At 64.2% G+C, this 22,283-nt stretch carries 18 protein-coding genes; 11 read left to right on the top strand and 7 right to left on the bottom strand.

Features of this window, described 5'->3' with window-relative positions; genetic code table 11:
- Positions 1–71: 71 nt before the first annotated feature.
- From HGQ17_RS14280 to HGQ17_RS14260, 5 genes are read right to left on the bottom strand one after another with little or no spacing between them, the layout of a single operon-like run.
- Positions 72–914 carry an HpcH/HpaI aldolase/citrate lyase family protein gene (locus tag HGQ17_RS14280; protein WP_168888630.1) on the bottom strand — a complete coding sequence of 281 codons (843 nt, stop codon included), beginning with the start codon at positions 912–914 and terminating at the stop codon, positions 72–74.
- On the bottom strand, positions 901–1,398 hold the full coding sequence (locus HGQ17_RS14275) for a MaoC family dehydratase (protein ID WP_168888629.1): 498 nt from the start codon (positions 1,396–1,398) through the stop codon (positions 901–903). Before HGQ17_RS14275 ends, HGQ17_RS14280 begins: the two co-directional genes overlap by 14 nt.
- A gap of 11 nt (positions 1,399–1,409) precedes the next feature.
- The gene (locus HGQ17_RS14270) at positions 1,410–2,573 is read right to left on the bottom strand and encodes an acyl-CoA dehydrogenase family protein (RefSeq protein ID WP_168888628.1); all 1,164 of its coding nucleotides are present in this window, start codon (positions 2,571–2,573) and stop codon (positions 1,410–1,412) included.
- Between the two features lie 3 nt (positions 2,574–2,576).
- Positions 2,577–4,610, bottom strand: a complete 2,034-nt coding sequence (locus HGQ17_RS14265; protein ID WP_168888627.1) for an acetyl-CoA carboxylase biotin carboxylase subunit — start codon at positions 4,608–4,610, stop codon at positions 2,577–2,579.
- Between the two features lie 9 nt (positions 4,611–4,619).
- The gene (locus HGQ17_RS14260) at positions 4,620–6,227 is read right to left on the bottom strand and encodes a carboxyl transferase domain-containing protein (RefSeq protein ID WP_168888626.1); all 1,608 of its coding nucleotides are present in this window, start codon (positions 6,225–6,227) and stop codon (positions 4,620–4,622) included.
- A gap of 100 nt (positions 6,228–6,327) precedes the next feature.
- Between HGQ17_RS14260 and HGQ17_RS14255 the strand changes: the two genes are divergently transcribed.
- Positions 6,328–6,957 (top strand): TetR/AcrR family transcriptional regulator, encoded by a 630-nt coding sequence (locus HGQ17_RS14255; protein WP_168888625.1) that lies wholly within the window; start codon positions 6,328–6,330, stop codon positions 6,955–6,957.
- 15 nt (positions 6,958–6,972) lie between these two features.
- Here the strand turns inward: HGQ17_RS14255 and HGQ17_RS14250 are convergent, their stop codons facing one another.
- Positions 6,973–8,517: an AMP-binding protein gene (locus HGQ17_RS14250; protein ID WP_168888624.1), complete on the bottom strand. Its 1,545-nt coding sequence runs from the start codon at positions 8,515–8,517 to the stop codon at positions 6,973–6,975.
- Positions 8,518–8,676: 159 nt separating this feature from the next.
- On the opposite strand from HGQ17_RS14250, the gene HGQ17_RS14245 reads away from it, so the two are divergent.
- From HGQ17_RS14245 to HGQ17_RS14205, 9 genes are all read left to right on the top strand, one after another.
- A complete protein-coding gene (locus HGQ17_RS14245) occupies positions 8,677–10,332 on the top strand; it encodes an AMP-binding protein (protein WP_168888623.1) in 1,656 nt (551 codons plus the stop codon).
- Between the two features lie 86 nt (positions 10,333–10,418).
- Complete coding sequence (locus HGQ17_RS14240) at positions 10,419–11,066, top strand: CoA transferase subunit A (protein WP_211090701.1); 648 nt, start codon at positions 10,419–10,421, stop codon at positions 11,064–11,066.
- 14 nt (positions 11,067–11,080) lie between these two features.
- Positions 11,081–11,755: a CoA transferase subunit B gene (locus tag HGQ17_RS14235; RefSeq protein WP_168888621.1), complete on the top strand. Its 675-nt coding sequence runs from the start codon at positions 11,081–11,083 to the stop codon at positions 11,753–11,755.
- Positions 11,752–12,930, top strand: coding sequence for an acetyl-CoA C-acetyltransferase (locus HGQ17_RS14230; protein WP_168888620.1), 1,179 nt, complete (start codon positions 11,752–11,754; stop codon positions 12,928–12,930). The genes HGQ17_RS14235 and HGQ17_RS14230 overlap by 4 nt, the downstream gene beginning before the upstream one ends.
- Before the next feature lie 8 nt (positions 12,931–12,938).
- Positions 12,939–13,736, top strand: coding sequence for a thioesterase family protein (locus HGQ17_RS14225; protein WP_168888619.1), 798 nt, complete (start codon positions 12,939–12,941; stop codon positions 13,734–13,736).
- 10 nt (positions 13,737–13,746) lie between these two features.
- Entirely contained in the window at positions 13,747–14,517 is a 771-nt protein-coding gene (locus tag HGQ17_RS14220) for an SDR family NAD(P)-dependent oxidoreductase (protein ID WP_168888618.1), read from the top strand.
- A gap of 23 nt (positions 14,518–14,540) precedes the next feature.
- Complete coding sequence (locus HGQ17_RS14215) at positions 14,541–15,314, top strand: electron transfer flavoprotein subunit beta/FixA family protein (RefSeq protein WP_168888617.1); 774 nt, start codon at positions 14,541–14,543, stop codon at positions 15,312–15,314.
- Between the two features lie 2 nt (positions 15,315–15,316).
- The gene (locus HGQ17_RS14210; RefSeq protein ID WP_168888616.1) at positions 15,317–16,291 is read left to right on the top strand and encodes an electron transfer flavoprotein subunit alpha/FixB family protein; all 975 of its coding nucleotides are present in this window, start codon (positions 15,317–15,319) and stop codon (positions 16,289–16,291) included.
- Positions 16,281–17,774 (top strand): cytochrome b/b6 domain-containing protein, encoded by a 1,494-nt coding sequence (locus HGQ17_RS14205; RefSeq protein WP_168888615.1) that lies wholly within the window; start codon positions 16,281–16,283, stop codon positions 17,772–17,774. The genes HGQ17_RS14210 and HGQ17_RS14205 overlap by 11 nt, the downstream gene beginning before the upstream one ends.
- Before the next feature lie 7 nt (positions 17,775–17,781).
- Here the strand turns inward: HGQ17_RS14205 and HGQ17_RS14200 are convergent, their stop codons facing one another.
- Positions 17,782–19,143: an MFS transporter gene (locus HGQ17_RS14200; RefSeq protein ID WP_168888614.1), complete on the bottom strand. Its 1,362-nt coding sequence runs from the start codon at positions 19,141–19,143 to the stop codon at positions 17,782–17,784.
- 139 nt (positions 19,144–19,282) lie between these two features.
- Between HGQ17_RS14200 and HGQ17_RS15785 the strand changes: the two genes are divergently transcribed.
- Entirely contained in the window at positions 19,283–22,012 is a 2,730-nt protein-coding gene (locus HGQ17_RS15785) for a LuxR C-terminal-related transcriptional regulator (RefSeq protein ID WP_168888613.1), read from the top strand.
- Positions 22,013–22,283: the final 271 nt, after the last annotated feature.

Genomic DNA, 22,283 nt, shown 5'->3' with positions numbered 1-22,283 from the left:
AACCCACACCGCGCTCGGAGGCGCTGTTCCCTCAGCCCGCGTTCACAACCTCACGGGGAAATACAACTAGCTCATACCCGCTGGAGGATGCGTTCTGCGTGTTGGATCAGCGGACCGTCCACCATGGCACCGCGGAACTGGAAGACTCCGCCGTGCTTGGGCACCTCGGCCAGCAGCGCCTGTGCGTATTCCACCTCTTCATCACTGGGCCGGTAGGCACCGCGGATGGTCTCCACCTGGGCGGGGTGGATACAGGCCTTGGCGGCGAAACCGCTGCCGACCGCGTCCTCGCATTCAGCGCTGAGTCCTTGGGTATCGGCGATATCGGCGTAGATGGAGTCGATACCTGCTTTGCCATAGGCCGCTGCTGCCAGCAGCACTCGGCTGCGGGCATACCGGGCGATATCCCGGTAGCGGCCATCGGCCAGCCGGGATGAGCTTCCGCCGATGGAGGCGATGAGGTCCTCGGCTCCCCACATCAGCGCTGCCGTGCCCGGCTCGGCGGCCAGCGCCTCGGCGGCGGTGACCCCGGCGGCGGTCTCGCAGAGGGCGACCACTTTGGCCTGCGGGAGCTTTGCCTGCAGCTGCTGGACCTGCTCGGCGGCCTCCGCCTTAGCCAGCATCACATACTGCACCCGGCTGGCGGCCAGGGCTGAAGCGTCGTTCTCGAAATCCTCGGTCCCCGGTGGGTTGACCCGCACGATAGTCCGCGCCAGCAGCTCCTGGGGGGCCTGAGCAAGATGCTCTGCCACCGCACTGCGTGCTGCGGGTTTATCGGCAGGGGCCACGGCGTCCTCGAGGTCGAGGATCACCGCATCGGCGCGGTCAGCGGCCTTGGCGTAGCGCTCGGGCCGGTCGGCGGGGCAGAACAGCAGGGCCGGGCCCAGCGGAAAGGCCAGATCAGTTGTGCTCATCAGGGGCAGCCTCCTTCACCCACAGCATGACAGAACGGGTGCATTCGGCCACCACGGTTCCCTCCTGGTTACGGCCGATGTGTTTGATCTTCACGATTCCCTGCCCCGGGCGGGAGGAGGAGAGCCGTTTGTCCAGGATCTCTGACTCCGAGTAGAGAGTGTCCCCGTGGTAGAGCGGATGCGGGAACTTCACCTCTTCGAAGCCGAGATTGGCCACAATCGTGCCCTGACTGATCTGGGCCACCGAGGCTCCCACGAGAGTGGCCAGGGTGAACATGGAGTTCATCAGTGGCTGGCCGAAGGGTTGGGAGGCTGACCAATGCGCATCCAGATGCAGGGACTGAGTGTTCATGGTCAGGGTGGTGAAGAAGACGTTATCGGCCTCGGTCAGGGTCCGTCCCGGAGCATGCTTATAGACGGTGCCGACCTCCAGTTCGTCGAAGTAGAGGCCACGCTGCTGGACGATTTTCTTCTCTTCGCTCATCCGGTTCCTCCCTATTGAAGGCCCAGGGACCGGGCGATGAGCATCAGCTGGACCTCAGTGGTGCCCTCACCGATCTCCAGGATCTTGGAGTCCCGGTAGTGCCGGGCCACGGTGTACTCATTGATGAACCCGTAGCCGCCGAAGACCTGTGTGGCGTCCCGAGCATTGTCCATGGCCGCCTCACTGGCGATCATCTTCGCAATCGAGGCTTCGGTCTTGAAGGGCTTACCGGCGGCCATGAGTTCGGCGGCGTGGTAGTAGGCCAGCCGGGCGTTATGCGCCCTGGCCTGCATCCGGGCGATCTTGAAGGAGATCCCCTGATAGGAGCTGATCGCTGAGCCGAAGGTCTTTCGCTCCTTGGCGTATTCCACGGCCTTGTCCACACAGCCCTGGGCGGCACCGGTGGCCAGAGCGGAGATGGCGATTCGTCCCTCATCGAGGACACCGAGGAAATTGGCGTAACCGCGGCCGCGCACACCCAGGAGGTTCTCCTCGGGTACCCGGCAGTTGGTGAAGGACAGCGGGTGGGTGTCGGAGGCGTTCCAGCCGACCTTGTCATAACCGGCTCCCACGGAGAATCCGGGCGTGCCGGAGGGCACGATGATCGTGGAGATCTCCTTCTTCACACTGCCATCGGCTGCCTCGGACTGCCCGGTCACCGCAGTGACGGTGACCAGGGAGGTGATATCGGTTCCGGAGTTGGTGATGAACTCCTTGGTTCCGTCGATGACCCATTCCCCGTTCTCCAGCTGGGCAGTGGTCCGGGTGCCGGAGGCATCGGAGCCGGCATCGGATTCGGTGAGTCCGAAACCGGCGAGGTTCTTCCCCGAAAGCAGCCCGGGCAGCCACTTCTGCTTCTGCTCCTCAGTGCCGTAGCGGTAGATGGGCATCGCACCCAGTCCCACACCGGCCTCCAGGGTGATGGCCACCGACTGGTCGACTTTGGCGACCTCCTCCAGGGCCAGGCAGAAGGCGAGGTAGTCCCCGCCCTCTCCCCCGTATTCCTCGGGGAAGGGCAACCCGAACAGTCCCATCTGCCCGGCCTGGGCGATGACCTCATAGGGGAAGCTGTGTTCCTCATCGTGTTTGGCGGCGACCGGGGCGATGACCTGTTCGGCGAAATCGCGGACGGACTCGGCCAGCGCCTGGTGCTCCTCAGATAGCAGCTGGGTCATTTCTCAATCCTTACTCTCGGTGTTCTCTGCCTGTTCCGCCTCGACAGCGGCCAGGACCTGGCCCAGGGAGACCTGATCCCCCAGTGCCACATTGATGCGTGCTGTGCCCGCGGTGGGGGCGGCGAGCCGGTGTTCCATCTTCATCGCCTCGATGACCACCAGGACGTCTCCGGCGTTGACCTCGTGGCCGGATTCCACCCCGACGGCGACTACTGTTCCGGGCATCGGGGCGGTGACCTCAGGAAGGGCTTCGGTGAGCTCGGCCTCGATCTCGGCCAGCTGTCGGTGGGTGGCCGCCTCCTGGTCCAGGACGGACAGGGCTCCGGTGAAATCGCCTGAGCTGATCCAGATCTCGGTCCCGGTCTGCCGGCTGCCCTCCCCGGCGGTGAGGTGGACTTCGGTGGCGGTGGCACTACTGCGCAGCAGGTAGCGGCCCTCCCCCACCGGGATGAGCCGGGAAGAACCATCGACGATGACGTCGAACTCCTGAGGCTCTGCGGTGGTACCGGGGGGCTGCCAGCTGACCGCAAAGACGGGGTTCTGCGCTCCGCTGTGCCGCCAGCCGTCGGGCTGCCAACCGGTGGGTCCCTCTTCCTGATTCCCCGCGGTCTCGGGATGCAGTCCCTTCAACTGGGCAGCCAATAGCCCTGCGGCCACAGCGTGATGCTGCTGTGGGGTGGGAAACTGAAGATCGGGCAGTTTCCGCTCGATCATGGTGGTGTCCATCTGTCCCCGGCGGACATCCTCATCGGCCACCAGCTGCTGCAGATAGGCGGTATTGGTGGTCAGTCCGTGGATGATGGTTCCGCCCAGGGCCTGGTGCAGCCGGCTGAGTGCCTGGTCGCGATCAGCCCCGGTGGCGATGACCTTGGCCAGCATGGGGTCGTAGTCGGTGCCGATCACCAGTCCGGGCAGCATCCCGGAGTCCACCCGGATGCCCTCTCCGGTGGGTTCCTGGAGGCCGATGATTGTGCCGGCACTGGGCATGAATCTCGCTTCGGCGTCCTCGGCGTAGATGCGGGCTTCCACGGAGTGGCCGGTCAGGGTGATGTCCTCCTGACGCAGGCTCAGCGGTTGGCCTGCGGCGATCCGGATCTGCTGTTCGACGAGGTCGATTCCGGTGACCTCCTCGGTGACCGGGTGTTCGACCTGTAGCCGGGTGTTCATCTCCATGAAGTAGAACTTCTCGGGTTCCTCATCGGAGACCAGGAATTCCACAGTGCCGGCTCCGAGGTAGTCCACACTGCGGGCGGTGTCGCAGGCGGCCTGGCCGATCCGGGCCCGGGTGGCCTCATCCAGCAGGGCCGAGGGGGCTTCCTCGATGACCTTCTGGTGGCGGCGCTGCAGGGAGCATTCGCGTTCGCCGAGGTGGATGACATTGCCCTGGGCATCGGCGAGGACCTGAACCTCAATATGCCGTGGTGAGCGGATGAGCTGTTCGATGAACAGAGTGTCGTCCCCGAAGGAAGCCTTGGCGACCCGGCGGGCTGTGGCCAGGGTTTCGCCGAGGTCCTCAGGGCGTTCGACCACATGCATACCCTTCCCGCCGCCACCGGCTGAGGGTTTGATCAGCACCGGGAAGGTCATCTTCTCCCCTGCGCTGATCAGCTGCTCATCGCTGAGCCCGGGTTCGCTGATTCCCTCCACCAGGGGGACCCCGGCCTGGGCCACATGGTTCTTCGAGCGGATCTTATCGCCCATGATCTCCAGGGCGGCCTCGGCCGGTCCGATGAAGGTGATGCCCGCAGCAGTGCAGGCTCGGGCGAATTCCACGTTCTCGGAGAGGAACCCATAGCCGGGGTGGATGGCCTCAGCACCTGTGCTGGATGCCGCTTCGATAACGGCCTCGATATTGAGATAGGACTTATTGGCAGCCGCGGGGCCCACGCAGAGGGCCTCGTCGGCCAGGGCCACATGTTTGGCCCCGGCATCGGCCTCGGAGTAGATGGCCACCGCAGTGATACCCATCCGGTGCAGTGTTCTGATCACCCGGCAGGCGATCTCTCCCCGGTTGGCGACCAGGACTTTAGAAAACATGGATTCCCCTCACATCCTGAAGAGGCCGAAGTTGGTATCCGGCAGTTCGGTATGGGCGCAGGTCTCCAGGGCCATGGCCAGCACCCGACGGGTATCTGCGGGGTCGATGACCCCGTCGTCCCAGAGCCTTGCGGTGGAGTAGTAGGGCTGGCCCTGCTCCTCGTATTTCTGGCGGATCGGAGCCTTGAATTCCTCCTCGGCAGCCTCTGGCCATTCCTCTCCTGCTGCCTCCAGCTGGTCGCGTTTCACGGTGGCCAGCACGGAGGCGGCCTGGGTTCCACCCATCACGGAGATCCGGGCATTGGGCCACATGAAGACGAAACGCGGAGAGTAGGCCCGCCCGCACATGGAGTAGTTTCCGGCCCCGAAGGAGCCGCCGATGATCACGGTGATCCTCGGGACTCGGGTGGTGGCCACGGCGGTGACCATCTTCGCGCCGTTCTTGGCGATTCCGCCGGCCTCGTAGTCGCGGCCGACCATGAACCCGGAGATATTCTGCAGGAACAGCAGGGGGATGCCGCGCTGGTCGCAGAGTTCGATGAAATGGGCACCCTTGAGTGAGGACTCCGAGAAGAGGATGCCGTTATTGGCCACAATGCCCACCGGATGCCCGTCGATATGGGCGAATCCGGTGACCAGGGTGGTTCCGTAGTCGCGTTTGAATTCGTGGAAGGCGCTGTCATCGACCAGCCGGGCGATCACCTCACGGACTTCCATCGGCTGGTTCACATCGGTGGGGATGATCCCGTAGAGCTCCTCGGCCTCCCGGCGTGGGGGCAGCGGCTTCTGTACCTGCCAGGCCCGGGGTTTGGGGCAGGGCAGGGTGGAGACGATATCCCGGATGATCTGCAGGGCGTGATCGTCGTTCTCGGCGATGTGATCGGCGACCCCGGATTCGGAGGTGTGGACCTTGGCCCCGCCGAGCTCCTCGGCGGTGACCACCTCACCGGTGGCGGCTTTGACCAGTGGTGGACCGCCTAAGAAGATCGTGCCCTGGTTGCGCACGATGACCGATTCATCGCTCATCGCCGGGACATAGGCCCCGCCGGCGGTGCAGGAGCCCAGGACTGCTGCGATCTGGGGGATCTTCTTCGCCGAGAGTTGAGACTGGTTGTAGAAGATCCGGCCGAAGTGGTCCTTATCGGGGAAGACATCGTCCTGCATGGGCAGGAAGGCTCCCCCGGAGTCCACCAGGTAGATACACGGCAGGTGGTTCTCCTCGGCGATCTGCTGGGCGCGCAGATGCTTCTTCACGGTCATCGGGAAATAGGTTCCGCCTTTGACCGTGGAGTCATTGCAGACCACCATGACCTGGCGGCCGTGGATGAGTCCGATACCGGTGATGATGCCGGCACCGGGGGCGTCGTCGTTATACATCCCGTGGGCGGCCAGGGCGCCGACCTCCAGGAAGGGGCTGCCCTCGTCCAGCAGCCGGTTGACTCGGTCCCGGGGCAGCATCCGGCCGCGGTCCAGATGACGCTGGCGTGATTTTTCAGGTCCACCGAGGGATGCCCGGTACAGATGGTCTTTGAGCTCTGCGACCAGCTGCCGGTTGACCTCTGCGTGGGACTGAAAGGCCGCTGACTGCGGATCCGCCTCGCTGAGGAGTGACTCCACCTTAGGTATCCTCCCTACCAAGCTTGTCGGGGCGAACCCCTTTGAGTTAATAATGACTAACTGAAACCTAAGATAGTGGCGGTGATCACGTTTGTCCAGCATGACCGGCGAGGGTGCCCGGGCTAAGCCCAAAACCCGACGCCAGACGGAGAAGGAACAGCGTTACCGGGATCTTCTGGAGACGGCCGGCAGGCTCTTCGGCACCTATGGCTATTCCTCGGTGGCTCTCGATGACATCGGCAGCGAGGTGGGCGTCTCCGGCCAGGCCATCTACCGGCATTTCAAGGGCAAGCAGGATATGCTCGGCCGGCTGTTAGTGGATATCAGCGAGAAGCTGCTCGACGGCGGACAGCAGATCCAGGCCAACTATCCGGAGGTCGACGAGCAGATCGATCAGCTCATCGACTTCCATGTGGAGTTCGCCCTGGGCACACCGGAGATCATCCGTGTCCAGGAGCAGGAGATGCCGCAGCTTTTGGAGGCTGACCGCGAGACAGTGCGCCGGATGCAGCGCGATTACATCGGGATCTGGGGTGAGGCGATCAAGCAGATCCACCCCGGGCTGACCAAGGTGCAGCTGCGCACTCGCATCCATGGGGTTTTCGGGCTGATCAACTCCACCGCTCACTCGATGAAACATGCCTACCGGCGCCAGCCCTCCCCTGAGGAGGTGGCTGAGAGCGCACCGGTGTTGGCGACTATGGCCCGGGCCGCTATCGACTGCCGCTGAGCTCAGCTCTACTGATCAGTGCTGCTGACGCAGGATATAGCGCTGCACTTTGCCACTGGGGGTTTTGGGCAGTTCGGTCACGAAGCTGATCTGCCGGGGCGCGGCATGCCGTGAATATTCCGAACGGACCATCTCTTTGAGCTCATCAGCCAGCTTCTGACTCCCCTGGCCGGCGGCGGGGACCACATAGGCGTGGACGACCTCGCCGCGAATCCCCTCGGGATCCGCTTTGCCCACCACGGCGACATCGGCGACCTCGGGGTGGGTGATCAGCACGCTTTCGACGTCGAAGGGCCCGATCCGGTAGCCGGAGGCGAGGATGAGATCGTCATCGCGGGCGGTGAAGTAGAAGAAGCCGCCCTCATCGGTATAGCCGGCATCCCCGGTGAGGTACCACCTGCCATCGGCGGTGAACCGTTCGGCAGTCTTCTCCGGTGCCCCCTGGTAGCCGGTGAACCACATCAGGGGGCTATTCGCGGCATCGATGGCGATCTGACCGTCGATGATGTCCACGGCATATCCGGGCAGCGGCTTGCCCATGGAGCCGGTGCGAATCTCCTCGCGCAGATCGGGGTGGGCGTGGTTGCACACTGCCATGGCCAGCTCGGTCTGGCCGTAGTGATCCCGAACCTCGACGCCGAGGGCCTCCTGTGCCCATTCGACGACATCGGGGGTCAGCGGCTCACCGGCTGAGCAGGCCCTGCGCAGCCTCAACCCCTGGACCACTCCGGATTTCCGCAGGGCCCGGTAGACCGTGGGTGCACCGGCGAAGTTGGTGACCCCGAGCCTTTGGATGACCTCCACAGTGGATTCCGGGCTGAAGGCGGCGTTGAACATAATGCTTCTGCGACCGGTGGCCAGTGGGGCCAGGACCCCGAAGTAGAGCCCATAGGCCCAGCCGGGATCGGCGGCATTCCAGAAGACATCCTCGGCGCGCAGATCGATGCCGAAGTGCTGATAGCTCACGAAGCAACCCAGGGCGCGCAGCGGGACCACCACACCTTTGGGCTTGCCGGTGGTGCCGCTGGTGTAGAGCTGGACGATGGGCCCCTCACCGCCGACGGCCACCGCCTCGGTGTGACTGCCGTGGCCGGTGGTGAGGTCTGCATAGTCCTCTTCGATCACGATCAGCTCCAGCTGCTCTTGGAGGCTGCTGAACTTCTGGGCCTGACTGGCCTCTGTGATCGCCAACCGCGCCGCGGATTCGTTGACTCGAAGCTCGATGGCCCCGGAGGCGAACGCGGTGAACAGCGGGACATGGACCGCGCCCAATCGCCACAGTGCCATCAGGGAAATGATCAGCTCCCGCCGTTTGGTCATCAGCACCGGAACCCGATCCCCCTCCCCCACTCCGCGGGCCTGCAGCCCAGCGGCCAGCCGGCGGGATTCATCGGCCAGCTGTCCATAGGTGAGCTCGCTGGTACTGAGGTCCTCGGCGATGAAGGTGAAGGCGACGTCGTCCTCTGGGTGTCGATCACAGAGGAGGTGGGCGGCCTGGGCATGGGTATGCCCGTACTCCTGCTCCCAGCTGCTGATGATCGTCTCGATTTCTGCGGCCATGGGACCCTCCCGGGGAGTTGTTAAGTGGGCTTGTGAATTATCCGCTTGGGGTACAGGATTCAGTGTTGTGGGGCAGATCACAACATGCTAGTTTGAGTTTAGCGGCATTAACTGGAATTGCGAATGGCCCCGCAGACCCCAAGAAGCTCAGGAGAACAGATGAACCTGGAACTTTCGCATGACACCGGCCCCACCGACACCCCGCTGTTGGAGACCACCATCAGTGAGGCGCTGAGGCTGACCAGCGAGAAGTTCCCCGAACGGGAAGCGATGGTCGACGCCCACGCTGAGAAGCGCTGGACCTACGCCCAGCTGCGCGAGGATGTCCGCCGGCTGGCCACCGGACTGCATAAGGCCGGGGTTCGCAAAGGCGAGCGCGTGGGCATCTGGGGCCCCAACAGCTGGGAGTGGACACTGACCCAGTTCGCCACCGCCGAGCTGGGCGCCATTCTGGTCAATATCAACCCCTCCTACCGCCAGCATGAGCTCAACTATGTGCTCAAGCAGGCCGGGATCACCGCTGTGATCTCCTCGGATGTGTTCAAAACCCAGGACTATCCCGCCATGCTCAATGCGGCCGAGAAGGAACTGGGCACCCTGGACCTCAAGGTCATCATGGGCAGCGCTGAATGGGACCAGCTGCTCTCGGTGGAACCCGATGAGCAGACCCTGGATGACATCGCCGGTCAGCTCGGCAATGATGACCCCATCAATATTCAGTACACCTCCGGGACCACCGGTTTCCCCAAGGGCGCGACCCTGAGCCACCGCAATATCCTGAACAACGGGTTCTTCGTCGGTGAGATCAACCGCTACACCGAGGCCGACCGGATCTGCATTCCCGTGCCCTTCTACCACTGCTTCGGCATGGTGATGGGCAATCTCGCCGCCATCACCCATGGCTCGGTGATGGTCATCCCCGCCCCCTCCTTCGACCCCGAGGCGACCCTGCAGACCGTCCAGGACGAGCGCTGCACCTCGCTCTACGGGGTGCCGACCATGTTCATCGCCGAACTGAGTCTGGAGAACTTCGCCGACTACGATCTCGGCTCCCTGCGCACTGGCATTATGGCCGGCTCCCCCTGCCCGGAGGAGATCATGCGCCAGGTCATCGACATGATGAATATGACCGAGGTGACCATCTGCTACGGGATGACCGAGACCTCCCCGGTGTCCCTGCAGACCCGCACCGATGACGAATTGGACCTACGCGTCAGCACGGTCGGGCGGGTCGGGCCCCATGTTGAGGTCAAGATTGTGGATCCCGGAACCGGTGAGACCCTGCCGGTGGATACCGATGGTGAGCTGTGCACTCGCGGCTATCTGGTGATGAAGGAATACTGGGACAACCCGGAGAAGACTGCCGAGGCCATTGATTCCGAGGGCTGGATGCATACCGGGGACCTCGGCAGGATGGACACCCAGGGCTATGTGAAGGTCACCGGGCGGATCAAGGATATGGTCATCCGTGGCGGTGAAAATATCTACCCGCGCGAGATCGAAGAGTTTCTCTACACACATCCCGATATTGTTGATGCTCAGGTGATCGGCGTCCCCGATGACAAATATGGTGAGGAATTGATGGCTTGGGTCCGGCTCCGCAAGGATGCGCCCCGGCTGACTGCCCATGGGCTGCGTGAGTTCTGCCTGGGGCAGCTGGCCAAGTATAAGATCCCCCGCTATGTGGTCATTGTGGACGAGTTCCCCACCACTGTCACCGGGAAGGTGCGCAAGGTCCAGATGCGGCAGCAGGCGGTGGACCTCCTGGCCACACCGGGGGCAGTGGATGATGTACGAGCCGAAGAGACCAGCTGAACTGACATAAGCAATGGAAGGAGAGCGCAGTGGTTGAACGCTATACCCGCGCTGCAGAGGCCTTAGACGGCCTGCTATTCGATGGGATGACATTGGCAGTCGGCGGTTTTGGGCTCAGCGGTATCCCCACTGACCTAATCCTGGCGGTACGTGAGCATGGGGTCACAGACCTCACCGTGGCCTCCAACAACATGGGCGTTGACGGCAAGGGCCTCGGTGTTCTGCTGGAGAACAACCAGGTCAAGAAGGTCCTGGCCTCCTATGTCGGTGAGAATAAGAAATTCGCCGAGATGTACCTCTCAGGTGAGCTCGAGGTGGAGTTCACCCCGCAGGGCACCCTGGCCGAGCGGATGCGTGCCGGTGGTGCAGGCATCCCCGGCTTCTACACCAAGACCGGTGTGGGCACCCAGGTGGCCGAGGGTAAGGAGACCAAGGAGTTCGACGGCGAGACCTATGTGCTCGAGCGCGGCATCGTCGCCGACCTCGCCCTGGTCCACGCCCATACCGCCGATGAGTACGGCAATCTGCGCTACCGGCTGACCGCCGGGAACTTCAACGCCCAGGCAGCAACCTGCGGCAAGGTCACAGTGGCCGAGGCGGAGCATATTGTGGCCCCCGGGGAGATCGCCCCGGACCAGATCCACACTCCGAGCGTGTTCGTCCAGCGGCTGATCCCCGCCACGGCGGAGAAGCATATCGAGCAGCGCACCACCCGGCCCCGCCCCACCAGCTGAAGGAGAACGTTGACATGACCTGGACTCGTGAACAGATGGCGGCCGTTGCTGCCACTCAGCTCAACGACGGCGACTACGTCAACCTCGGGATCGGTATCCCCACCCTGGTGGCCAATTACCTCCCCGAGGGGGTCAATGTGACCCTGCAGTCGGAGAACGGCATCCTGCGCACCGGTCCCTTCCCCTATGAGGGCGAGGAGGACCCCGATCTGATCAACGCCGGCAAGCAGACTGTGACCCTGCTGCCCGGTGCCTCGATCTTCGATTCGGCCACCAGCTTCGCCATGATCCGCGGCGGCCATGTGCACGCCGCAATCCTGGGCGCAATGCAGGTCACCGCTGAGGGTGACCTCGCGAACTGGGCGATCCCCGGCAAACTGGTCAAGGGCATGGGCGGAGCCATGGATCTGGTGGCAGGCACCCCCCGGGTGATCATTGTCATGGATCACACTTCCAAGGATGGGTCCCCTAAGATCGTCAAGGACTGCACCCTCCCGCTGACCGGGGTCGGGGTGGTCAACCGGATCATCACCAATCTGGCTGTCCTCGATGTCACTGACCAGGGGCTGGTGCTGCGCCGGCTGGCCCCCGGAGTCACCGTAGATGAGGTCCGCCAGGCAACCGAGCCCGAGATCACCGTCGATGAGGAATCGGTGGCCGCCACTGAAGGAGTCGAAGTAAACGTATGAGCACTGTGATCATCAATGGGGCCCGCACCCCCATCGGACGTCTGCTGGGCGGACTGTCCAGCTTCAGCGCCGCACAGCTGGGGTCCAAGGCCATCGCCGGGGCACTGGAGAAATCCGGTGTGGCCGCCGATCAGATCGACTACGTGGTGATGGGCCAGGTGCTGCAGGCAGGTGCCGGGCAGAACCCCGCACGCACCGCTGCCCTGGGTGCTGATATCCCCACCAGCGTTCCGGCGATCACCATCAATAAGGTCTGCCTCTCCGGGCTCAACGCCATTGCCACAGCTGATCAGCTCATCCGCGCCGGTGAGGCCACCACCATCGTGGCCGGCGGTATGGAGTCAATGTCCCAGGCCCCGCATATCCTGCCGAAGTCCCGCACCGGGACCACCTATGGGGATACCACCCTGGTGGACTCCATGGCCTATGACGGGCTCTTCGACCAGGCCACCCAGCAGTCCATGGGCGCACTGACCGAGGCCTGCAATATCGACGACAATGCCGCCACCCGGCAGGAGCAGGACGAGTTCTCCGCCCAGTCCCACCAGAAGGCTGCCGCAGCCTGGGAGGCCGGAGCCTTCGCCGATGAGGTCGTTCCGGTCACCGTTCCGCAGCGTAAAGGTGATGACCTCGTCGTCGACCAGGATGAGGGTGTCCGCGGCAATGCCACCGCCGAATCCCTGGGCAAACTGCGCCCGGCCTTCGATAAGGAGGGCACCATTACTGCCGGCTCGGCCTCGCAGATCTCCGACGGCGCGGCCGCGGTGATCGTTATGGATAAGGCCAAGGCGCAGGAGCTGGGACTGAGCTGGATCGCTGAGATCGGCGCCCACGGTATGGTCGCCGGTCCCGACTCCAGCCTGCAGCTGCAGCCGGCACGAGCTATTGAGGCTGCTGTGGCCAAGGAGGGCATCAACGCCGATCAGCTGGATCTGGTCGAGATCAATGAGGCCTTCGCCGCAGTCGGCATCGCATCTGCCCGCTCCCTGGGCATCAGCGATGAGAAGGTCAACGTCAATGGCGGCGCCATCGCCCTGGGCCACCCCATCGGGGCCTCCGGTGCCCGGCTGGTGCTGCACCTGGCTCTGGAGCTGGGCCGCCGTGGCGGCGGTACCGGGGCAGCCTCCCTCTGTGGAGGCGGCGGTCAGGGTGACGCTCTGATTCTGAAGGTCTGAGGTAGTCGATGACCACTGCTGTAGAGACTGAGACACCCCTGGCGTATTTCATTCCCCTCGGCGGTGGTCGCTACCGTGCCACCGAAGCAGTCTCGGGGGCGTGGAATGAGGCCGAACAGCATATTTCCTCGCCCCTGGGGCTGATGGTCCACGCCGTGGAGCAGGAGGCGGCTGCCCGACGGCCTGATCCCCTGCAGCTGTGCCGGCTCTCCTTCGATATCTTCGGCACCGTCCCGGTGGGCGAGGTCCAGATCGAGATCGAGGTGATCCGGCCCGGCCGGACCATCGAATTGGTCGAGGCCCGTATGAGCTATGGGGAGAAGACCATTGTGGTGCTGCGCGCCTGGGGGCTGGCCGAATTCGACACCCGCTCGGTAGAGGGCAGCTCCCTGCCGGGGATCCCCTCCCCCGAGCAGATGCCGGCCTGGGATGCCAGCACTATTTGGCCCGGCGGTTTCATCGCCTCGACCTCCGGCAACCGGGACTACCAGGAGCCGGGCCGGTCCCGAGCCTGGATCCGCTCCCCGCTGCCGCTGCTACAGGGCGAGGAAGCCAGCAGCTTCGCCAAATTCTGCGCCCTGCTGGACACCGCCAATGGGATCGCGGTGCGGCAGAAGCCCGAGGAGGTGGCCTTCCCGAATGTGGATCTGACCGTCTCCTTCTTCCGGCTGCCCGAGGGCGAGGAGGTCGGTTTCGACACCCACGTCTCCTTCGGTCCCACCGGCCTGGGGCTGACCCACACTATCGTCCATGACATCCACGGTCCTGTCGGGGCCCTGACCCAGCAGCTGACCGTACGTACCTGATAGGAAGACTATGAATCTCAGCGGCTCCAGTGCCATCGTCACCGGAGGAGCCTCCGGTCTGGGCCACGCGGTGGCCGGCACCCTGGCTGCCCAAGGGGCCGAGGTCGTCGTCGTGGATCTTCCCGGCTCCGGGGATCGGGACCCCGAGGCGGCTGTGCGCAGCCTCCCCGGTGAGGTTCAGTTCCTAGCCGGTGATGTCACTGACCCCCAGACAGCTGCTGAGGCGGTCAAGCTGGCTGCCGCGGCCGGTCCCCTGCGGGTGCTGGTCAACTGTGCCGGTGTCGTCACCCCAGGCAAACTGCTGGGCAAATCCGGGCCCCTGGACTGTGAGCGGTTCATGAAGGTGGTGGCGGTCAACACCGGCGGCACGGTGAATATGATGGGCCATGCCGCCGAGCAGATGCGGACCAATGAGGCTTCCGGTGAGGACCGCGGAGTCATCATCAACACCTCCTCAGTGGCCGCCTATGAAGGCCAGATCGGGCAGATCGCCTACTCCGCCTCCAAGGGGGCGGTGGCCTCCCTGACCGTGCCGGCAGCCCGGGAGCTTGCCGCCCATGCCATCCGCGTGGTCTCAGTGGCACCGGGGATCTTCGAGACCCCTATGATCAGCTCCCTGCCCGAGGCCGCCCAAGAGTCGCTGCGTTCCAAGACCCTGCATCCGCCGCGACTGGGCCGGCCGGAGGACTTCGCGAAGCTGGTCACCCAGATCATCGACAACCCCATGCTCAACGGCGAGACGATCCGGCTGGACGGTGCCATCCGTCTGGAACCGGTCTAAACGGAAGGAAGTGAGCACCTGGTATGAAGATTGTGGTGCTGGTCAAAGAGGTCCCGGACAGTTACGGGCAGCGGAAGCTGAATCTGACCACTGGCCTGGCTGACCGTGCAGCCAGTGATCCGGTATTGGATGAGATCACTGCCCGTGCGGTGGAGGCTGCGGTCTCCCATGCAGAATCCGCTGAGGGCGTTGAGGTTGCCCTGCTGACCATGGGCCCGGAATCCGCTGAGGCGACCCTGCGCAAGGCCCTGGCCATGGGTGCTGATTCCGCGCATCTGGTCACCGATGAGCAGCTGGCCGGCTCAGATCTGAGTCTGACCGCTGAGGTGCTGGCGGCGGCGATCAAGAAGATCGGCTTTGACCTCGTCATCGCAGGCGATCTCTCCTCTGATGGTGCCGCCGGTGTGCTGCCGGCGATGGTCGCCGAACATCTGGGGGTCGCTCATGCCACCAGTCTCGAGAGTGTCACCATCACCGAGGCTGAGGTCACCGGAGACCGGCCCAGCTACGGGGGAACGGTCTCACTGAAGGCCGAGCTGCCGGCTGTCATCTCAGTCTCTGAGCGGCTGCCGGATCCGCGGTTCCCGGGTTTCAAGGGGATTATGTCGGCGAAGAAGAAGCCCCTGGAGCGCTATTCCCTGGCTGATCTGGGGATTGACGCCGGGGCGGATGTGCCGCGCTCCATTATGCTCTCGGTTTCCGAGACCCCGGCCCGAACTGCTGGTGAGAAGGTTGTTGATGAGGGTGAAGCCGGTAAGCAGCTGGCGGAGTACCTCATCGGAAAGAAGCTGGTGTGATCATGGCTGAGCAGAATATCCTCGTTTTCCTCCCCGTCCTGCCCACCGGTGAGCTGATCGGCTCCGCCCCGGGACTGCTGGGGGCTGCCGCACAGATCGGCACCCCGGTAGGTGTTGTGGTGGGTAAGAATGGTCAGGCCCAAGAGGCCGCCCAGACGGCGGGAACCTTGGGTGCCCAGAAGGTCTACACGACAGAGTACGACGACGACGCCCTCGGCGCCTCGTATCTGGCGGCCATGCGCGCAGCCTTCGATGCGGCCTCCCCGGAGGCAGTGCTCTTTGGCGCGGATCCCGATGCCCGGGATATCGCCGCCCGTCTTGCAGTGGCCACTACCAGCGCTCTGGCTGTTGATGCGGTGGGCCTGCACCGCGATGATGAGGGCGTTGTGGCCCATCATTCGGTCTACGGCTCCAGCTACACCACTGAATCGGCGCTGACGCATAACACTCTGGTGGTCACCGTTCGTGATGGCGCCATTGATGCCCGTGCTGAGGCTGCTGAGCCGGTGATTGAGTCCTTGGAGGTAAGCGCTGCTGATCTGCCGGCAGCAAATATCACTGAGTTCGCTGAGACCGCTGAGACCTCGACCCGCCCGGATCTGGCCACGGCCAAGACTGTGGTCTCCGGTGGCCGTGGACTGGGCTCGAAGGAGGGCTTCGAGCTGGCCGAGCAGCTGGCCGATGCCCTGGGCGCAGGTCTCGGTGCCTCCCGTGCGGCCGTGGATGCCGGTTACGCCGCCCACTCCCTCCAGGTGGGACAGACCGGTGTGACCGTCTCCCCTGATCTGTATATCGCACTGGGCATCTCCGGTGCGGTCCAGCACCAGGCGGGCATGCAGACGGCGAAGACGATTGTGGCGGTCAATAAAGACCCCGAGGCGCCGATCTTCGATATCGCCGATTTCGGTGTGGTCGGCGACGCCTTCGAGGTCGTTCCCCAGCTGATCGAGACCATCAAGGCCTCCGATGGCTCCTGATCCCGGCCACCGCAGACGCGGGCTGCCGCGCACCGAGGAAGAGGCCGCCGCTCGAGCCGCGGAGGCGGAGCAGGCACAGGCCGAACAAGAGGCACCGACGACGACGGAAACTCCTGCATCTGCCCCTCCAGTGGCGAGCGGCCGGTATCGCCGTGGATTGGGTGGGACTCCCATCCCACGGGCGGCTGAGGCAGTTCCCGCACCGACCGATCACGCCAGCCAGGCTCCCCAGGAATCTCTGGGATCTACAGAGGCTTCCGGTGATCCCGCCCGGTCTGCGGCACCAGTGGCTGATCAGCCAGTCGCCGAGGAGCAGGAGCCTGTGTCCGCCGGTGACCGGCCGGTGAAACCTGGCCGGCGCATCGGCCTCGGTGGCACTCCGGTCCCCCGCGCTGCAGGTGAGGCCGAGCCCAAGGCCGAGCCCGAGAAGTCGGAGCCGCGTCGTCGTGGATTGGGCACACCCACCCCCACCCCTGCCGAGGCAAAGGCAGAGACTGAACAGCAGGGACCCCCTGTAGAACCAGTTCCGGCACCGACCCCTGCCCCTGCGCCTGCCACCAAGCAGCCCGCCGCCCAAGAGGCAACCAATTACTTCGGCCGCAGCGCCAAACGGTGGGGCCTGGTCGCAGCTGTTGGGGTAGTCGGCGTCGTCGCTCTTGCTGCCGCGATTGTCCTGGGCACCCAATGGTTCCTGGGCACCTCGGCTGGATCTGACTTCCTGGACCGCTATCCGGGTCAGTACTCCCAGCCCGATGCACCCGATGGCTATCCCTGGTGGTTGAACTGGGCGCATTTCTTCAACGCCTTCCTGATGGCGCTGATCATCAAGACCGGCATCCAGATCCGTGGAGAGGCGCGCCCGCAGGCCTATTGGACCCCGAAGTGGAATAAGAAACGCAAGATCAGCCTCACCATCTGGTTGCATCAGGCCCTGGATCTGCTCTGGGTGCTCAACGGTGTGATCTTTGTGGTTCTGCTCTTCGCCACCGGCTATTGGACCCGGGTGGTGCCCACCAGCTGGGAGGTCTTCCCCAATGCCCTCTCTGCGGGACTGCAGTATGCCTCCCTGGACTGGCCGACCAATCACGACTGGGCCCATTACAACTCCATGCAGGAACTGGCCTATTTCACCACGATCTTCATCGCAGCACCCCTGGCTATCGCCACCGGCGTTCGGATGTCGGGACTGTGGCCGGCCGATAACCAGACCCTGAATAGGATCTTCCCCACCGGTCTGGCCCGTGCGGTCCACTTCCCGGTGATGATCTACTTTGTGGTCTTCATCCTGGTGCACATCTTCCTGGTCTTCGCCACCGGTGCGCTGCGGAACCTGAACCTCATCTACACCGGCCAGGACGCCACCAATTGGACCGGGTTCTGGCTCTTCGCCGCATCCCTATTGGTCATCATCGGTGGCATCCTGGCAACGCGTGCACTGATCGTCGCGCCCATCGCCTCACTCTTCGGCAGGGTCGGACGCTGAGCATTGACTAGGTCTCCTCGAGGACCTTCTTGTCCTCTTCGGCGTCCTCGATGGCCTCGTGGAGCTGCTCCATATCGCGTTGGCGGCGGACCAGTGAGATCATCAGGACACCGATCAGCGCCACGCCGGCGAAGACGTAGAAGTTGGCATTGGCGCTAAGCCCCGCACCGGCCAGGAAGCCGCCGATCAGTGGACCGGTGACCCCGCCGAGTCGGCCGAAGCCGGCGTACCAGGCGACACCAGCACCGCGGGCGTTGGTGGTGTAGTACCCGGCGACGAAGCCGTAGCCGAGGATCATCGTGCCGATACTGCCCATACCCGCGCAGGCGATCAGGAACAGCATGACCGGCAGCGGGAACTCGATGGTCAGCAGCGAGAGGCTGAAGACCGCGAGGATGAACGAACCCAGGATCAGCGGCCGGGGGCCGACTTTATCGGCGGCCCGGGAGCAGATGATCGCGCCGAAGGCGGCACCGAAGTTCAGCATCAGCAGGAAGAACAGGGATGCATCCGGATCGTAGCCGTAGCCTTCCATAATGTTGGGCAGCCAGGTCTGCAGTCCGTAGGTCAGCAGCAGCCCGGAGTAGGCCATGAACCCGATGAAGATCGTGGGCAGCAGGAACTTCTTGGTCAGCAGGGCGGCGAAGCCGGTGCGTTCGGTGACCTTGACGTCGTCGACCATCTTGGACTCCTCCACCAGGGGAAGCCCGTGCTTGGTGGCCAGCGCAATGGCCTCCTCACGGCGTCCGCGGGAGAGCAGCCAGCGTGGGGATTCTGGCAGTTTGACCAGGGCCAGCGGGATGATCAGCAGCGGGGTGCCGCCGATGATGAACAGGCCTCGCCATCCGATGTGGTCCATCAGCAGGATGCCCAGACCGGCGGCGAGCATACCGCCCAGCGGGATACCGCAGTAGGCCACGGCGTTGTAGAGACTCTTCCGTTCGGCGGGGGCGAATTCGGCCACGGTGGCACCGGCGACGGCCAAAAGCGCACCCAGACCCAGTCCGGTCAGGAACCGCAGCAGCCCGAACATGAACACGGTCTGCACCATCGCGGTGATGATCATGCCCACCGAGAACCAGGCGATGCTCAGCAGCATGAGTTTTCGCCGCCCGATGAAATCGCCGATGGCGCCGGCGAAGAGCGCGCCGAAGAGGACTCCGAGCATCGCATAGGAGCCCAGGGCGCCGGCGGTGCCGGGGTCTAGGTCTCCGATATGGCTGGGGTCCGCCAGCAGGGTCGGCAGGACAGTGCCGTAGATTGTCAGATCGTAGCCGTCGAACACCAGGGCGAAGGAAGCGATGAACGTCACCCACGCCGCTGTGTTGCGTTCTTTGGTCGGATCGGCCTTCACAAGGACTTCTGACATGTGGCCAATACCTCTTCCCATAGGTCTCTCAGTTACAGCGAATTAACTCGCTCTACCGATCGTGACACGCATCACATACACTCACATCAGGGGGATCCCTAGTCTTGACCCAGGGGGTCCCGGATGAGGAGGAGCGACAGTGGACCCCGATCAGCACCAACGCATGCCCAAGGCGCTGCGGCATGCAGTCAGCAGCATTCTCGACTCCGCTCCTGCCTCAGCGGGCCTGCCGCAGACGCTGATCCTGACCGGACCCGCCGGGGCCGGACGGAGCACTGTGCTCACCACTGCTTTCGGCCTCCACCAGGGACCCCGAGACCTCGCCATGGCGGATTTCGGCACCCAGGAGATCGCCTGGGCCTATCTGCGACAGCTGCTGCCTGGTCAGCTGGAACCGCCGCTGACACCTGAGGCCCAAGGACAGCGGCTGCTGGAGCATTGGCAGGGCTCAGCCCCGGCAGAGCATCGGCTGGTGCTCCTGGACGCCGTGGAGCGCGCTGACCCGCAGAGTCTTGCGGCCCTGACATTCGCCATCCGCCTGGCCAGGAATGTTCGGCTGACTGCGGTCTTCGGAATCGCCGACGACGCCGCAGCCGGTCTCCCAGCGCCAGCCTCGGAATCGTCGATAGCCGAGTTTCTGCGCAGCCCCCTGCACCGGCGGGTGAAGCTGGGCACCTTGGAGCCCCTGGAGATTCTGGATGTGGCCCAGCATCTTCGCATCCGCGACTTCGACCATTACAGTGCGGTGGCCCTATGGCATCACACCGGGGGTTGGCTGGGTGACACTGTGGGTGTACTGCAGGCTCTGCCGATGGGGCGTTGGCCGCGCAGTCCCCAACGGCTGCCCGTACCACCTGCAGTGCGGACCCGGGCGCGGGCGGCTTTCGACCGGCTCCCGGCTGAGGCGAAATCCCTGGCTCAGGCCTATGCGGTGGTGGGCAGCCATTTCGATCTGCCCACTATGGGTGAGATTGCCGGCGTCGTCGATCCTCTCTCAGCCCTGGACTACTGTGTGGCGGTGGGGCTGCTGCGGGAGAACACCCATGGCACACAGCGGGCGGTGACCTTTCATCACCCGCTGGCCCGTCTGGTCATCCGGGAGACGACACTGCCCTCGGTTCTGCGGAGCCTGGCCGCCACCGCAGCGAGTTTCGCAGCCGATTCAGGTCGCCGCCTGCTGCTGCAGGCCCGGGCTGAGGTTGGCGCACAGCCGGAGCTGGCGGCCCAGTTGGCCGAGGTCGCTGAGCTGCGTGGCCATCAGGGGCGGTGGAATGAGTCCGCGGAGTTCCATATCGCCGCCGCAGGACTCTGCGCGGTGGCCAGTGAACGCAATCGGCTGCTACTGGCAGGGGTGGATGCACTGGTTTCGGCAGGGCGCCTGGACCGCAGTGCGCTATGGCTTCCGGAGATCGAGGCCATGCCTGCCTCGGCGGACCGGGATATGGTGCTGGCCCATATCTCCATGCACCACGGGATGGCCGCTGAGACCGAGGAGCTGCTCAACCGCGCCGAGCGCTCCCCCACTCCCCCGGTGGGTGGATCTGCGCGGCTGGCAGTGCGTAAGGCACTGGATGCGGTGATGCGCTGGGATATTGCCTCAGCCCAGCGCTGGGCCCAGCAGACCATGATCCTCTCGGATCCCGATGACCCCAAGCACACTGAGGCTCAGACGATCAGTGCCCTGGCCAGCACTGCCGGTGGGCAGGCTCCGGATTTCGAGGCGTTGGGTGCCCTTCAGTCCTTAGGTGATGCTCCGGCCCAGAGTCAGCGCTTCCACCTCTACTCCGGCTGGATTCGGATCATCACGGGGGATCTGGAGGCCGGGCTGGGGGAACTGCAGGCTGCCGTGCCAGTGCATTATCAGGATGGGTCGCTTCGAGTTTCGCTGTGGGCTCAGGGGTGGTTGGCCCGGGTGCAGTATCTGCTGGGCCAATGGGAGAACGCATTGCAGACGGCGGAGTCCGCCCTGGTGGAGGCACAGCGTTCGAGTATGGCCATTGTGGTTCCGATGCTGCAGTGGACGGTCGAGGAGATCCGCAGTCTGCAGGCTGGTGCCTCGGAGACTAATCTGTGGCGCACTGCCGGGGCCGCCGATGCCCTGCACAGCTATACGGCAATGCAGGTGCCGGCTCGGCTGACCCGTGCCCTGCGTTCACGGGTCCGTGGAAACCCCGAGGGCAGTGCGGCTGCACTGATCCCGCTGCAGGAGTCAGATCCCTGGCGCAGCGACCGCATCTCGTTCTGGCCCTGGCAGCCGGAGCTGATCAGTGCGCTGGTGGATATCGGCCAGGTGGCTGAGGCGCATCGGTTGAGTCAGGAGTTTCTGGACTGCACCGACAGCGCTCCACTGCATGTGCGCAGTGCCGCCCTGGTTGCTGCGGCCCGGGCAGCCGGGGCCGCGGGAGACGCTCAATCAGCCGAGAATTTCCTGACGGAGGCAGTGGAGCTGACTTCCGGAACCACCCGGCAGACCGCCTCGGCACAGGCACGACTGGCCCTGGGACAGTTCCTGCGCAGGGCTGGCCGAAGGCGTCTGGCGGCGAAGAACATCGAACAGGCCCTGGAGTTCTATGAGTCCGTGGGGGCCCAGCGAATGGTGCAGTACTGCAGCCAGGAGCTGCGTGCCACCGGACTGACCTCCTTCCGCACTGAGGACCGGCAACGAAGCGGAGAAGAGACGACGACGTCGACTCCCCTAACTCCCCAGGAACAGGCAGTTGCGGATCTCGTCGCCCAGGGACTGACTAACCCTGAAACTGCCCAGCGACTTTTCCTCTCGGAGAAGACTGTTCAGTATCACCTAACCCGGATCTATTCGAAACTGGGCATCCGGTCCCGGACCGAACTCGCTTCGGTATATCCCGTTTGAGATTGCAGTCAATCATCGCGGAACATCGCCATGTCGGGTGTTGCTCATAGCGTTAGTACATGGAGACGAAACTGGCTGTCCGACGCTTTGAGAGCTCGGTATTCTCAGGTGGAACATCGGCGTGTCCGGACCCCAAAGTAGCGTGGGGTTATGGAGGAAGAGTTCAGTTTCAGCGGAAGACATCGCCCGGGGATTGGCCCGGTACATGGGCATGTCCACCCCCAGGGGTAGCGTGGGTTTTATGAAGGATGAACAGCAGTTTCCCCGCCCG

Source organism: Nesterenkonia sedimenti (assembly GCF_012641515.1).
Taxonomy (GTDB): domain Bacteria; phylum Actinomycetota; class Actinomycetes; order Actinomycetales; family Micrococcaceae; genus Nesterenkonia; species Nesterenkonia sedimenti.
Note: the sequence above shows the minus strand (reverse complement) of the source record. Positions and strands in the feature narration are given on the sequence as shown.